Annotated in this window: 10 protein-coding genes and 1 pseudogene; 5 read left to right on the top strand and 6 right to left on the bottom strand. The window is 55.6% G+C overall.

Going from position 1 to position 13,943, the window contains the following annotated elements:
* Nucleotides 1-253: 253 nt before the first annotated feature.
* Together K0A93_12910 and glpD are read right to left on the bottom strand one after the other, a co-directional pair.
* Nucleotides 254-1,747, bottom strand: coding sequence for a leucyl aminopeptidase (locus K0A93_12910; GenBank protein ID MBW6512990.1), 1,494 nt, complete (start codon nucleotides 1,745-1,747; stop codon nucleotides 254-256).
* Nucleotides 1,737-3,371, bottom strand: coding sequence for a glycerol-3-phosphate dehydrogenase (glpD, locus tag K0A93_12905; protein ID MBW6512989.1), 1,635 nt, complete (start codon nucleotides 3,369-3,371; stop codon nucleotides 1,737-1,739). Before glpD ends, K0A93_12910 begins: the two co-directional genes overlap by 11 nt.
* A 296-nt stretch (nucleotides 3,372-3,667) precedes the next feature.
* On the opposite strand from glpD, the gene K0A93_12900 reads away from it, so the two are divergent.
* Nucleotides 3,668-4,498, top strand: a complete 831-nt coding sequence (locus K0A93_12900) for a hypothetical protein (GenBank protein MBW6512988.1) — start codon at nucleotides 3,668-3,670, stop codon at nucleotides 4,496-4,498.
* A 75-nt stretch (nucleotides 4,499-4,573) separates the two neighbouring features.
* On the opposite strand, the gene K0A93_12895 is transcribed toward K0A93_12900, so the two are convergent.
* The gene (locus K0A93_12895; GenBank protein MBW6512987.1) at nucleotides 4,574-5,260 is read right to left on the bottom strand and encodes a zf-TFIIB domain-containing protein; all 687 of its coding nucleotides are present in this window, start codon (nucleotides 5,258-5,260) and stop codon (nucleotides 4,574-4,576) included.
* A gap of 10 nt (nucleotides 5,261-5,270) precedes the next feature.
* Entirely contained in the window at nucleotides 5,271-6,278 is a 1,008-nt protein-coding gene (locus tag K0A93_12890) for an SPFH domain-containing protein (protein ID MBW6512986.1), read from the bottom strand.
* A gap of 345 nt (nucleotides 6,279-6,623) precedes the next feature.
* On the opposite strand from K0A93_12890, the gene K0A93_12885 reads away from it, so the two are divergent.
* Nucleotides 6,624-7,637 (top strand): DUF4338 domain-containing protein, encoded by a 1,014-nt coding sequence (locus K0A93_12885; GenBank protein MBW6512985.1) that lies wholly within the window; start codon nucleotides 6,624-6,626, stop codon nucleotides 7,635-7,637.
* A 170-nt stretch (nucleotides 7,638-7,807) separates the two neighbouring features.
* Here the strand turns inward: K0A93_12885 and K0A93_12880 are convergent, their stop codons facing one another.
* Both K0A93_12880 and K0A93_12875 read right to left on the bottom strand, forming a co-directional pair.
* On the bottom strand, nucleotides 7,808-9,268 hold the full coding sequence (locus tag K0A93_12880) for a cytochrome c family protein (GenBank protein ID MBW6512984.1): 1,461 nt from the start codon (nucleotides 9,266-9,268) through the stop codon (nucleotides 7,808-7,810).
* Between the two features lie 124 nt (nucleotides 9,269-9,392).
* Nucleotides 9,393-10,468 (bottom strand): annotated as a pseudogene (locus K0A93_12875) ((p)ppGpp synthetase).
* A 231-nt stretch (nucleotides 10,469-10,699) separates the two neighbouring features.
* Here K0A93_12875 and K0A93_12870 point away from each other — a divergent pair.
* The 3 genes from K0A93_12870 to K0A93_12860 all read left to right on the top strand — a co-directional run.
* Nucleotides 10,700-12,124 carry a HAMP domain-containing histidine kinase gene (locus K0A93_12870; protein ID MBW6512983.1) on the top strand — a complete coding sequence of 475 codons (1,425 nt, stop codon included), beginning with the start codon at nucleotides 10,700-10,702 and terminating at the stop codon, nucleotides 12,122-12,124.
* The gene (locus K0A93_12865) at nucleotides 12,114-12,770 is read left to right on the top strand and encodes a response regulator (protein ID MBW6512982.1); all 657 of its coding nucleotides are present in this window, start codon (nucleotides 12,114-12,116) and stop codon (nucleotides 12,768-12,770) included. Before K0A93_12870 ends, K0A93_12865 begins: the two co-directional genes overlap by 11 nt.
* A 367-nt stretch (nucleotides 12,771-13,137) precedes the next feature.
* A partial coding sequence (locus tag K0A93_12860; protein ID MBW6512981.1) for a hypothetical protein occupies nucleotides 13,138-13,943 on the top strand: 806 nt, incomplete at its 3' end.

Genomic DNA, 13,943 nt, shown 5'->3' with positions numbered 1-13,943 from the left:
CTGCAAACCCAGCTGTTTGGCTCATATTTCAGCTCCTTTTTGCCCCATAGCTACGGCTATGAGGCTGCAAATGAGCTAAAATCTGCCCTCAAACTTCTGGATTTTCGCTGCGGCCCTTATTCTCGGACAGGCTCCTAGCCATAACATAGAATCACCAGACTGGCAAGGTCAAAACCCCCTTGTTTCGGCCACGCAACCGGTCCCCGGGCGCTTCCACAGGGCGTTCATTGGCTTGCGATAAAGGTAAAATTCTTTACCCCAGTGACGTAAGGTATTCGACCAGCAGGCGCACCCCGACCCCGGTTCCACCTCCTTGCGTGAAATCGGCTGCTTTCTCCGCCCAGGCGGTTCCGGCGATATCAAGATGGGCCCAGGGGCGTTCACCGACGAAGTTGCTTAAAAAGGCAGCGGCGGTGATGGTCCCTGCCGGACGACCGCCGGTGTTCTTCAGGTCGGCGACCTCGCTCTTGAGTTGCTCGCCGTAATTGTCCCACAGCGGTAATTGCCAGAGCCGTTCGCCGCTGCTCTCGCCGGCCTTGAGCAAGGCTCTGACCAACCTGTCATTGTTTCCCAGCAACGCGGTGGCGTGATGGCCGAGGGCGATGATACACGCTCCGGTGAGGGTTGCCAGGTCGATGATGGCGAGCGGGTCATAGCGTTCCACCCAGGTCAGCGCATCGGCAAGAATCAACCGCCCTTCGGCATCGGTATTGAGAACTTCGATGGTCTTGCCGGAGAGGGAGGTGATAATGTCGCCGGGACGCATGGCGCTTCCCGAGGGCATATTCTCCACAGCCGGGATGACCCCGATCAGATTAAGCGGCAGCTTGAGCAGCGCCGCGACCAGCAGCGTGCCGAGTACTGCTGCGGCGCCCCCCATGTCCATCTTCATCTCATCCATCTTCTCCGCCGGTTTCAGCGAAATTCCCCCGGCGTCAAACACCACTCCTTTACCGATCAGTGCGACCGGCCTGGCGTCGCCGCCGCCACGGTATTCGAGGGTAATCAGGCGCGGCTCGCGGAGACTCCCCTGGGCAACGGCAAGGAGTGCTCCCAGCCCCTCAGCGGCAAGTTGTGCACGATCAAGAACGGTGCAGCGCATTCCGGTCTCGGCGGCAATGGTGATTGCGGTTTGCGCCAGAAATTCCGGTGACTTGATATTGCCCGGTTCATTGACCAGATCGCGCGCCAGCGTTACCCCGCGACACAGCTGCGTCGCCCGTTCAGCGCCTGCGGTCAATGCCGCCAGCTGGGCGGGTTGTGACGCCAGCAACGTCACGCACGTCAGTTCTGGCGGCAATTTGTCACGCTGCTCGGTGCGATAGCGGTCGAAGCGATAGTTCGCCAGGCAGGCCCCCTCGACCACGGCGGCGGCGCAGTCCGCTGCCGCCAGCCCTTCAGGTCCCAGCGTCGCCAGGTCGGTGACGACGGAGCCGAGACGTTGCTGCTGAACAATGCGCACCATTTTGGCGGCAGCGCGGCGCAACCCTTCACGGTCAACCTGTGCCGCTTTGCCGAGCCCGACCAGCAGCACGCGTCTGGCAGGTAACTGTCCGGCGCTGGTCAGGAGCAGCGTCTCCCCTGCCTTGCCACGGAATTCCTGGTCACGGCGTGCGTTCGTGAGTGCTCCGCCCAGCAGTTTGTCAACTTCCCGCAACTGCGGTGACAGTCGCCCGTCAAAGACCCCGAGGGTCAGGCACGGGGTCTTCTGTTTCAGGGCGTTTGCTGCTTTAACCTCAATTTTCATCATCGACATCCTTGTATTTGTGGCGATAATCAGTTTCCCATTGCTGTTGCGTGGCCGTTGTCGTCCCCAGCCGTTGCGCCAGCAAACGACTGACCGCAGTCAGTTCGGCCATGCCGCAACCGCGTTCCAGCGCCAGCGGCGTGCGGCGTCGCAATACATCCTCGGGGGTGCGGGCCTGTTCGTTCATAGCGGCAAACACGACCTGCGCAGCGAGCAATGTTGAACCGGCAACCACCGGTTGCAACAGCTCCGGTTCAGTTGCGGTCAGGGCCAGCACCGCTTCCGTCCGTGATCCGTAGATCCCCAGCAAGCGCCGAACCGTGGCATCGGCACAGCCGTAGCGCCTCGCCAATAGCGGGGTCTGCTGCGCCACATAGCGGGAAAATTTTCCGGTCGCTCCCCCCGGCAATGGCAGCGTAGCGGTCAGCTCCGCGCCGTATTTCCCCAGCCGCCTGGCGACCAGATCGGCAAGCTCTGCCGCCACCGCCCGATAAGTGGTATATTTCCCCCCGGCGATCGAAATCAGACCGCTGGCGTCGGTGTAGATCCGGTGTTCACGCGAGGTGCGGCCAGTGTTGGCCGCCTCATCAATCGCCAACGCCCGCAAGCCGGAGAAGGAGGCAACAACATCGCGGCGTTGCAGACGCACATTGCGCAGGTGGCGTCGCGATTCCGCGAGCAGATAAGCAATATCCGCCTCGGTGGCAACGACCCGGTCGGGATCACCGCGATCATCATCGTCGGTTGTGCCGATCAGTGATAATTCTTTCCAGGGGATCACAAAAAAGAGGCGACCATCCCCCCCGGCGGTCAAATAAAGGGCTTCCTCGCCATGATTGATGCGTGGCACCAGAATGTGGGTGCCGCGCGTCGGTCGCAACTTCACACCATGATCCCCGGCCAAGGCACAGACGTGCTCCAGCCAGGGCCCGGTGGCGTTAATCACCACCTTGGCCCGAATGATAAATTCATCGCCGCTCTCCGTATCCCGGACCCGGACTCCGGCACTTCGCCCCGCTTCGCGCAACAGCTCAACAACGGGCAGATAGTTGGCAGTCACTGCGCCCGCTGCGGTTGCGCCGAGAATGTTTTCGAGACACAGCCGGGCGTCGTCCATACGACAGTCCCAATAGAGCGCGACCCCGCTGAGCCCCTCGGGATGCAGCTCCGGTTCACGTTCCAGCGCCACTTTTGGCGTCAGAATACTGTGTCGTCCGGTATTGCGGAAGAGCGCCAGCAGGTCGTAGAGCCACATCCCGGCGCGCACCATCCACAGCGGGCGGGGATCCCCCTGATAGACCGGAATCAGAAACGGGAGAGGATGGACCAGATGGGGGGCAATGCGTCGCAGTGTGCGCCGTTCGCGACAGGCTTCAAAAACCAGGCGAAAATCGAAGTTTTCCAGATAGCGCAAGCCACCATGGATGAGCTTGGTCGAAGCACTCGAAGTGCCACTGGCATAATCGCCCTTCTCGACCAGTGCCACCTGGAAACCACGCAATGCCAGGTCGCGGGCGAGCCCCGCACCGTTGATGCCGCCGCCGATAATCAGCGCTTCAAAGTGTTCTTCACGCAACCGTTGCAGTTGCGCTGGCCGCCGGTCTGTCTCTGTCTGCTCAGTCATCCGCGTATTCTATCTGCACGCAATTTCATTTGCAACGCTCCTTTGGTGCACTCGCAAAAATTAGCTGGCCAAGCAAAAATTTCGTCCTCCAAGGCTTGGTGGTTTTTCAGGGGCGAAGGCCTGCATCAGGCGGTCGAGGTCCTGAAAAACCAGTGTAACGCCGGAGGGTGGACTTTTTGCGACGCCAGCTCCTTTGACATTTTCTCCACAAACGCTAGAATGCAAGTTGACTGTCTCACTTATTGAAATTTTATTTTTGATCATCTTAGACCGCTCTTGCCGCAAGGAGGTTTCCCATGTTTAACCGATCGCGAGATATACTGCTGCTTGTCCTCGCCACACTCCTTTTGGGTGGCTGTGCCAGTCTGACGAATAAAACCGTGACTCCGGCAGGAGACCTGTGGGTCGAAAATTTTGTTGATGCGGGAGGACAGACCGGAATTAAAGGGATGGTCTACTTCAAAGACGGCGGCCAGCCGGTCTCGGTAGCCTTCGTCAATATTTACCCCGACGGGATTTCCAACCTGCTCGGCCCGTCGCAATTTATTTCCGCCCCGACCGGTGCTGACGGCAGTTACATGATCGATGTCCCGCCAGGGACCTACTTTGTCGTCGCCCGCAAACGTTCCAGCGGCAGCCCGACCGGTCCGCTCTCTCCCGGCGACTATTTCTCCGAGCATCAGCGCATTGTAACGCGCGTCATCGACGGCAAGATGTCGCTGGTCAATCTCGGTCTGGCCCCGATGAAGGCGCCGATGTTTTTTAAAAAAGTCACTGAGGCGACCTCGAACACCGGCGTACGCGGCATCCTCACCGACACCGCCGGGCAGCCGGTGCCGGGCGGTTTTGCGATGGCTTACACCGACGCCGAGATGAAACGGCTTCCCGACTATGCCTCAAGCCTCACTGATTCCGAGGGGCGTTTCACCATTTATCTGCCCGCCGGGGGCGTTTATTATCTGGCCGGTCGCATTCATGCCTGGGATATGCCGCAGGAAGGGGAACCGTTCGGCCAACTGGACGAACCGTTGGCGGTCAAGGATGGCGAGTTTATCGATAATATCCGTATTGAGCTCGCTCCGTTTGACGGCACCTACCAGCAAGGCAAGAGCCGTCGACCGTTTTGACGGGGGATGAACGGGCTGCGGCTCAAGGCCGCAGAACGCGGGTTCAACGAACAGCCCGACCTTGAACCGTTTTTTCTAGCGAAAAAGGCGACCGATAAAATTGACCGCGGAGGTGACCAGCTCATCAAAAGGATCCTCGGGCGAGGTGGCGTCAGTGTTGAGCGAGGCTGACGTTAATGCGGTCGGTGGCGAACGATAGGCGGACTTTTTAACCGTGTCTGCTGCGGCGCGGCGTTGTGGTGCGCGCTGCTCCGCCAAAAGCCCGCCGCCAGCCCGTTTCCACTCCATCAGTTGAATCAGCTCACCATTGTCGAGCCAGACCCCATGTGCCCGGCATTGATCAACGATAACCCCGCTTCGATAGCCGAAAGCGATCCGGTTCATCAGCTTGCCGCACTCCGGGCACTTGATATAACGCACCGGACGCTTCTGACTGCCACGTTCCCTGGAAATATTAACGATCTGCTGGTAATTGATTTCAAAGACCGACGCCACCGAGGCTTCCAGCATGGTCTGTACCTCGCCGGGGTCGAAAAACACCCCGAAGCAACATTCACAGCGTTCGATGACAAATTGATCACCAACATCGAGAGTCATTGCGGTCAGAGGAATGTCACAATCAGGGCAGTAGCGAGACGATGGCGAACGGGAGACGGCATAGCGTTTCAACGCCGACAAGTCCATGTCGTTACGGGTGCCACAATAACTGCAAAGACTGGTATCGGACGGTAATGGAGCGGAGCAACTCAGGCAATTCGGCATCGTTGATGACTCACATGGCATCGAGGAGCGCTTTTTTCCTGGCCGCGTATTCCTCGTCGGTGATCAGCTCCTGCGCGTGCATCTGTTTAAGCAGGGCGAGTTTGGCCAGCGGGTCTGCCGCTGCCGGTGCCGCCGCGATTGATTGTCCCATCGATTGGGCCATCGCCTGCCCCATGCCGAGCCCGGCACCGAGGCCAACACCAATCCCGGCTCCGCCGCTCTCGTTTTTGGCCGCCTCTTTTAAAGCATCAAGCCGTTGCAGTTCAGCGTAATCGATGCCCACCGCCTTGACCGCCTGCGCTTCCGCGGCCAGGTCAGCGATACGCCCGATACGGCGCACCGTATCGTCGTCAAAATTTAACCCCTCAATTCTGAAATCGGTAAATTCAAATCCGAAGACGGCAAAATCGCTTGATAACTTGGCGGACAAACCGGCAGCAATCTCCTCGCGCCGGGAATCGATTTCCGTATAGGCAAGGCGTTGTTCAGCCAGAAAATCGGAGATGGAATGAACCAGCCGCTCATTCATAATGGTGCGAAAGGCATCGGTCGTAAAGTCATTGTGCCCCCCAACGACATTAACAAAAAAATCGCGTGGATCGACGACCCGATAACTGAAGTTGCCAAACGCCTTCAGTGCCACGGGAAATCCGAATCTGGTATCCTCATATTTGATCGGAGCCAGGGTTCCCCATTTTTGATTGAGTATTTTAGTCGTCCGAAAAAAGTAAATGCCGACCTTATGCTCACTCTCAAAAAATTGCATAAATTTCCTGATGGTGGTCCAGAACGGAATATTCGCCGTATCAAGGGACACCATGCAGGGGTTCATCAGTACCGACTGGATGTTCCCTTCATAGACGAAGATGCACCCCTGCCCTGGATTGACGATCAACTTCGACGCATTTTTAATTTCGTCACCGTTGTCACTCCATTGAGTAAACAGGGCGTCGGGGCGGGGGTCACGCCACTCGATAACGGATCGTAACTGTCGCTTGATGCCATCAATGATCGCCATAATATCCTCCACTGGGGACGGAAAAAGTCATTTACTGGTTTCGGATGCAACCGACAAGTAACAGCAGATTCAAATAACCAGCGGTCATTGTAATAGAAAAAACACAACTTGTGAATGAATGAATGAATCGTTCTTTTCTGCTGCGGATCAGCAGTGCATCGCGGCCTCCTCCGCGGCGTGCGTTTTGCGCCTGATCAGTTCAAGATCAACGGATAAATGATCACTTCCAGGGCGAATTCGTCCCAACCCACAAACCCCGCTACCTTGCCAATTTCATCTTTTTTCTGGTCAAACAGCCACAGATCGCGTATAAAGGAAACTCCTTCATCCTCGGAGAATTCAACATTGAGTTTAAACGCGATCCACGTTCGCCCCGCCGTGTCATTTGAAGAGACTCGTTATCGGGAACTGATGCAACGTCATCACTACCTTGGGGATCTGCCTAAAATCAGCGAAACCCTCTGGTATGTCGCGACGTTAAATGACGAATGGGTCGCATTATTGACCTTTTCTGCCGCCGCTTTAAAGTGCGCGGCTCGGGATCGATGGATTGGTTGGAGTTACCGACACCAGTATGATCGTTTAAAACTGGTGGCCAACAATAGTCGATTTTTGATTCTGCCTCAGTGGCACATCCCGAACTTGGGATCACGCACCTTGTCGTTGTGCGAAAAAAGAATCCAAAACGACTGGCTGGTGCGGTTCGGCCATCCCCTGCTGTTGATGGAAACCTTTGTTGACCCGCAGCGCTACCATGGCACCGTCTACAAGGCGGCCAACTGGCTTTGCGTAGGGCAGACCAAGGGGTTTCGTCGCTCTCGTCAGGGCTATAGCCTTCTGACTCAATCACCCAAGATGGTGTTTGTTCGTCCCTTGCAGCCCAAAGCACAATCATTGTTATCTCGCCCTGTCCTTCATCCCCGTTATTGTCATGGAGCTCCGAAGATGATGTTGACCGCCGATCAGATGCGATCCTTGCCCGATTTCTTTACCGCTATTCCAGACCCGCGAACCCCCCAGGGGCGCCGCCATCGCCTCGCCACGGTGCTGGCGATTGCCGCAGGAGCGACGCTCTGCGGGATGCGTGGCTATAAGGCGATCTCGGATTGGGCGAAAAACCTCGGCCCCAAAGCGCGGGAACGGTTCCGCTGCCGCTACGTGAAAGGGGTCTTTATCGTCCCCAGCGAATCGATTATCCGTAATGTCCTGATCCGCGTCGAACCCGACCATCTCGACCGGGCGCTGCAACAATGGAATGAACTCTACGCCAACAAAGACGAAAGCCTGGCCATCGACGGCAAGACGATGTGCAATGCCATCGATACGCAGGACCACCAGACCCATATCATGAAGGGTTAAAAGGGGTCTCAACTCTTGACAGAAGCATGAAGACTCAGTCAGCAGTTTTGACCTCTCTGTCTGCTCGACACAGGAGTTCGAGCTGCTCGGCTGAGCTCCGTCAACATCTGAAAACAAAAAAGGGCGACCCCTGCTGTGGGCCGCCCTTTCTTCTTTCGTTGCAAAAAATATTATTGCGCCGCCGCCACCTCGCGTTGCAGCGCAACCATGTCGACGACCGGCAAAGTCGGAACTTTGCTCAGGCCGTAATCCCGGGCGAGATCGATATCCTTCGGCACCGCACCGAGCAGCGCTTCGGCAATCTTCTGATCGGCCTGACGGTAGCGCAGTTTTGCTTCGATCGTTAGTTTCTTGCTCCCTTTTGGCGCCGTCACCCCGTAATGAACGTCGCGATAGCCCTTGGGCGGGATGGTTTCGTGCCGGGAGAAGGCGGTAATGATCCAGGGATCGACGGCAAAATGCATATCCGGTCCCATTCCGTCCGAGTTAAAGAGCCGGGCATCTTCGGCGAGTGAACCGTCCGCTGCGACGGCGCCGGTGGCAAGGATGACCTTCCCCTTCTCGTCTTTGACGATGATCTCCAGCCACATCTGGCGGATATTGGTTAACGAGGTCGGGAGGTTGTGGCCGGCGCGCACATTTTTGACCCGCACCCTTACTTCGGCCAGCGCCCCCTGGCGATAAATCGGTTCAATCTCCAGTTCCGCCGCGTTCTGCAGGCGCTTGACCGCCATCTCATACTGATGCATCAGCCGCCCCGCCTGTTCTTTATCGCCGGCTTTTTCAGCGGCTTGAGCGCCGAGGTAATAGAGCAGGTAGTTGGCGCCGTTGAAGTAGTGCCGATAATCTTTGCGCTCCGGTTTGATCAGGGTATCCGCCACCTTTAAAAAAGTTGCGGTGTCGACCATGTGACAATCTTGACAGTGGATGTCCTTCTGGGCATAGGGGCTGTGCTTCCACTCATTGTAGGTCGCTTCGATCGGGAAGTGTTTTTCGTAGTGATAGACTTGGTGACAAGAGGCGCAGAGATCGGCTTGGGTATGGAACTCGGTCTGCTTGCATTCATGAAAACCGTCGCCGCAACCTTCCTCAAGGGGGCGCGGCCCATGTTTAATCAGCACTGGGCCGTCCGGGCGATCTTCCCCCGGCTTAATGACGAAGGAGCCATTTTCCGGTTCTTTGGTCGGGGTCTTGTCGTGGTTAAGCGCACTGATCGAATGGCAGATATCGCAGGAGACGCCGGCCTTGGCCACGGCCGAGAGACCACTCACCCCCGGTCCCTTGATCTCGCCGGTGACAACCCCGGCCGGTGAGTGGCAGCCTTCGCACTGACGGGAGATACTGTGTCCCACCGCTTTGGTCGCCTTATTTAATTCGCCCTGATAAACCGGATCGATGAAGGCCATGCTGTGCAGCGAGCCGTTCCACTCTTGGTATTTGTCTTCGTGGCATTCGCCGCAGGTTTGGGGATCGGTAAATTCAGCGGACGATTTTTCGTAGACGATGAGGGACGGATTGAACTTGAAGAGTTCGAGGTCTACCTTGAAGGGGGAAGCTGCCGCCATTGTAACGAAGCCGACAATGAAGAGTGTTGCCGTGAGGAGGGAAGCAAGAGTCGATTTTTTTGTCATGGTTCTTTTCTCCTTGTTTGAGAATGACCCGCCGATAAAGATTATAAAAAAATAATCCTGAAGTCAAGGAAGCCCCCTCTGTCTTTTTCCTGCCCAAGTGTTGGCGTGAATTTGTCGGTGATCCTTAAGGCCGTTTGTTCGCACACCAGAGGTCAAAGCGTTCGCGCGCTCCTTTTGACAGGATTTTGTTGAAGATCTCGGGGTCGTTGAGATAAAGGCAGTGGCGGATGGAGGAGTAGGGGGTAAAGATCCGTTCCGGGTTGTTGGCGATAAAGTCATCACGATAATCGCGGATGACTTTGAGGTTTTCAAGCAGGCTCTGATGCAGGTCAGCGCGGGTGAAGTCGGCGTCGAGGCGGAGGATATCCTGAACAAAGTCATCGACTTTGTCATCCTCGAATTCAAAATCCTTGAAGAAATGCCCGGCGATGCGCAAGAAGTTAAAGGCGTTGACGATCTTTTCGCTGGCTGGCGGAATTGTTGCTCCCCCAGTGTCACCGCGTTCGGTGACCGCGTCACTGACTGGCGCGGCCGTCGCCTGCTGTATGAGGTCGGCAGTGGCGTTGCGGATCTCCTTGAACTCGCGATCGGCGAGTTCGAAGAGGGCCGAGAGGACGTTAATACGGCGCTTGAGTTCGATGGGGATCGATTTTTTGTATTTGATTTCGTGATCCAAAACACTCCAGGCAGATCCTGGATCTGCGAACGGATCTGCACCTCAAAGGGGCAGTCGGCAAACGCCAGGTATTTCGGCTGCGTCGTCAGTTCGTCCGGCAGGGCGAGATCCATGTGCAGCCCTTTGTAGCCGAAGGAATCCTCGGTACTTTCGATCGCCGTAATCTTGTCCGTCACTTCGATGAGTTTAAAGGATTGAGTCAGGAATTGAGCGACGCTGGCGATGCGGTCTTCATAAAGGCAGATGATGCGAACGCCGATGAGATCAGAGATATAGTTTTTGATTTCGTAAGGTTGTTCGTCTGCTTCCAGTTGGCTGCGGTACTTGCGGTCAAACTTCTTGATACACTCCTCTTTGTTCTTGACCCGCCCTTCGATTTTGCTGACAGCATCGCCATTCCCCTGTTTGAGGCAGGCGTTGATCAAGCTGACGTAAGCATTCTTGGCCGTCTCGAAGTGTTGCCGGTTGCTGTCGTAGTATTTGCGGAAGGCGCGTTCTTCCTGGTCAAAATCGAGGGAGGACATGGGTCTGTTCCTTGGCTGAGGTTGCATGATTGATTCTGGTGCCGGGAGAATAACAGCCCGATACAGTCGTGTCAAAAGCTGAAAGTGGCGGGGCGTCCGTTAGCAGGCTATTGACGTGCAAAGACAATCGTATTAGCTTTCTTGTCCTTTGAAAGAGTCAGTAACGCCGGGACATTGCTTGCTCTGTCCAAATTTGCAATAGAGCATCCGACAGCCGACAGGACAGTTATTGTGTCGAATAATAATTTTATCACCTTTTTGACGTTTCTCTTTTACGGACTGGTCTTTTTTACCGCCGGTGTGGCGATTATTTCCAAGGTCACCCGCAGCAGTCAGTTGACGATCGCCCGTTACCTGCCGCTCTTTGCGCTCTTTGCCTTTGTCCATGCCTGTCACGAATGGCTCATTCTCTTTCTTTACCTGGAGTGGCCGACCCTGTCGCCACACCTGCCGATCATCAGCGTCCTGCGCCTCTTGCCGGCCTTTGTCTCCTTTGTTTTCCTCCTGATCTTTGGCTACAGCGTGCTAAAATCTGTTTATCCTCAGCACCGAATGAAGCTGAACCTCTTTGTCCTGGCCTTGCTGCCGCTCTTCATCGTCAGTATTCTGACGCAAGAGTTCGAATTCACTCCGGAGTTCTTCCGTCTAATCGCATTACGCATGCGTTACTTTATCGCCTTCCCCGCCGCTCTTCTCGCCGGCTTCGGCCTCATCGGTTATGCCGGGACGATCCGCACCACCAGCGACAAGGTGGCACGAAATTTCATCGCCGCCGGTATTGCCCTGATCGGTTACGGAATCTTTGCCGGATTAGTCCCGACCGGTGTCATCCTCTTGCCGGGAATACGCATCGAACTTTTGCGTGGTATTGCCGGACTCTTTATTCTGCACTTTCTGATGAACGCTTTGCACATCTTCGACCTTGAGCGGGAAGCCCAGATCGAAGAGCGCCTGCAGCGCTTTGCCCAGTCGGAAAAAATGGTCTCCCTGGGGAAACTCGCGGCTGGTATCGCCCACGAAATCAACAATCCCCTGGCCAATGTCTCCCTTAATGTCGAGTTGTTGAAGAAATCGCTCAATGCGACCGACCCCGGCGCTCCCTACGTTAAACGTTTTGCGGCCATCGAGCGCAACCTCGATCGCGCCTCGAAGATCGCTCGCGAACTTTTGACCTTTTCCCGCCATGACGATCTCGGAGCGCCTGTCGAACTTCTTGATCTCAACGAGGTATTGCGCAATACTTTGACGCTCCTTGGCCCCCGGCAGCAGGATTATAATTTTATCCTGAATCTGCAACCGCTGCCGCCGGTGCGGGGTTTTTCCTGGAAGGTCGAGGAGGTCTTTCTCAATGTTTTAATCAATGCCATGGATGCCAGTCCTGTTGGCGCGCCGATTAAGCTCACATCCCGCAGTACCCCGGAAGGGGTGACGATTGAGGTGACCGATTGTGGCCCCGGCATTGCGCTCGAACATCTCGGCACCATCTTTGATCCTTTCTTCACCACAAAAGAGGTGGGGGTTGGGACTGGGTTGGGGCTATCAATCTGCTTTGGTATCATGGAGCGTCACGGCGGGCATATCACCGTGGCCAATGCCGCACCGGGTGGCTGCATTGTCACTCTGACTTTCCCGCAAGGAGTTCACGATGGCGCATAGAATTCTGGTGGTCGATGATGATCAGGAACTGCGCGAAACGATCAGCGAGATACTGGTCGATGCCGGTTTTTTTGTCGCCAACGCCAGCAGTGGTGAAGAAGCCCTCAAGATCCTGAGCGGCGAAACTTTCGATCTGGTGCTGCTCGATATGATCATGCCGGGAATTGGCGGCCAGGAGATTCTGCCGTTACTCAAGCGCCAGGCGCCCCGCACCCGGATCATCATGATCACCGCCTTTGCCACCGTAGAAAATGCTGTCGCCGCCATGCGTAAAGGGGCCGATGACTATCTGACCAAGCCCTTTAAGGTTGACGAGTTACTGACCGCCGTGCGTCGCCGTCTGGAGGAGGCACGGTTCCTCGATTGCGGTTTTCAGATCGAGATGGACAGTACCTTCAGCTGTCTGGCCAACTCGATTCGCCGCGACATTCTCAAGCTGATCGGCCGGAAGCAGCGACTCCGCTTTATGGATATCACCCGCCATCTTGGCATCGAAGACCATACCAAGATGAATTTTCATCTGAAGATGTTACGCACTGCCGATCTGGTCGGTCAGGATGAACACAAAAACTATATCCTCACCCCGCAAGGGGGGCGGATTTTGACCTGCCTTAGTCAGATAACAAAAGACACCCCCCCGCAATAACTGCCTTTCCTTCCTGCCTGTGAAGAATTCTTCACCACTTGTGAACAATGGTGAAGGATTCTTATCTGGAACCCATCCCTACAACTTTGGTAATAAATATTCTGCTGAACAGTGGCAGAAGTTTGTGCGCTATCTGCCTTTGTACCCAACTTTAGTTCTTAACCTGTCTTTTTTGTTGACGAATAGGGTTTTTCCCCGCCGCCGGATTAGAGATTCCAATAGCGTATGCTACTCTTTTTGAAGGCATGTAACTTTGCCTGGGGACGGGACAAAGCAGTGGGTATTGGAGGCGTTTTTGGTGAAATGGGTGGTCAGGGTTACAAACGCTTTGTGACCGAGGAGATTCACACATGACAAAGGAGGCAACATGAAAAGATGGCAATCCCTGCTGGCGGGTTTTGCCGTGTGCCTGTTTGGCATCAGTCTAGCCGAGAGCGCTCGGGCGTTCTCGATTTCGGGACGATCAAGTACCGAAGTCGAATGGTATGACAGTGCCGACGGAGACACGGCCGTTCCCGCCTACGAGTATTTGTTGCTCAACGTCAAGGATATTGATGGCGGCGGCCTTAATTTCCGCGGTTACGGCCGCATTGCCGATGACCTGGCCAACGAGGTCGACGTTGACAGTCGGCTCTACTACGCTTATCTCGAAAAGCGTGCATTACTGCCTAACCTCGATGTCAAGCTCGGCCGCCAGTTTATCTCAACGACGGCCGGGGCCTCGCTGATGGACGGCCTCTATCTGAAAGTCCGCGATCTCGGCCCCTTCAGCTTGACGGTCTTTGGCGGCGGCGATGTCTCCTACTATGCCGGCTACAATGCCAAAGATTTGATTGATGGCGTCGAACTCTCCGGCAAGTTCGATGATCTTCAAGTTGGCCTCTCCTACATTCAGCGCTGGGAAGAGAGCGAGCTCGCCAACGAACTGATCGGCGCTAACGCCAATTACGAGTATCGTCAGATGCTCAGCCTCTTTGGCGAGGGGCAGTTCAATTACCTCTCGAACAGTATTTCCTATTTCAATGGCGGCTTTGATTATCACCGCGACCACGATTGGTCATGGCGCGCCGAATACCTCTATTCTCTGCCGGTCTTCAGCTCAACCTCGATCTATTCAGTTTTTGCCGTCGATGAGTATCAAGAGGTCGCAACCGAACTCAGCTTCCGCCATGG

It is taken from the genome of Desulfuromonadaceae bacterium (genome assembly GCA_019429445.1).
GTDB lineage: Bacteria > Desulfobacterota > Desulfuromonadia > Desulfuromonadales > JAHYIW01 > JAHYIW01.
This window is presented reverse-complemented; position numbering and strand designations above follow the sequence as displayed.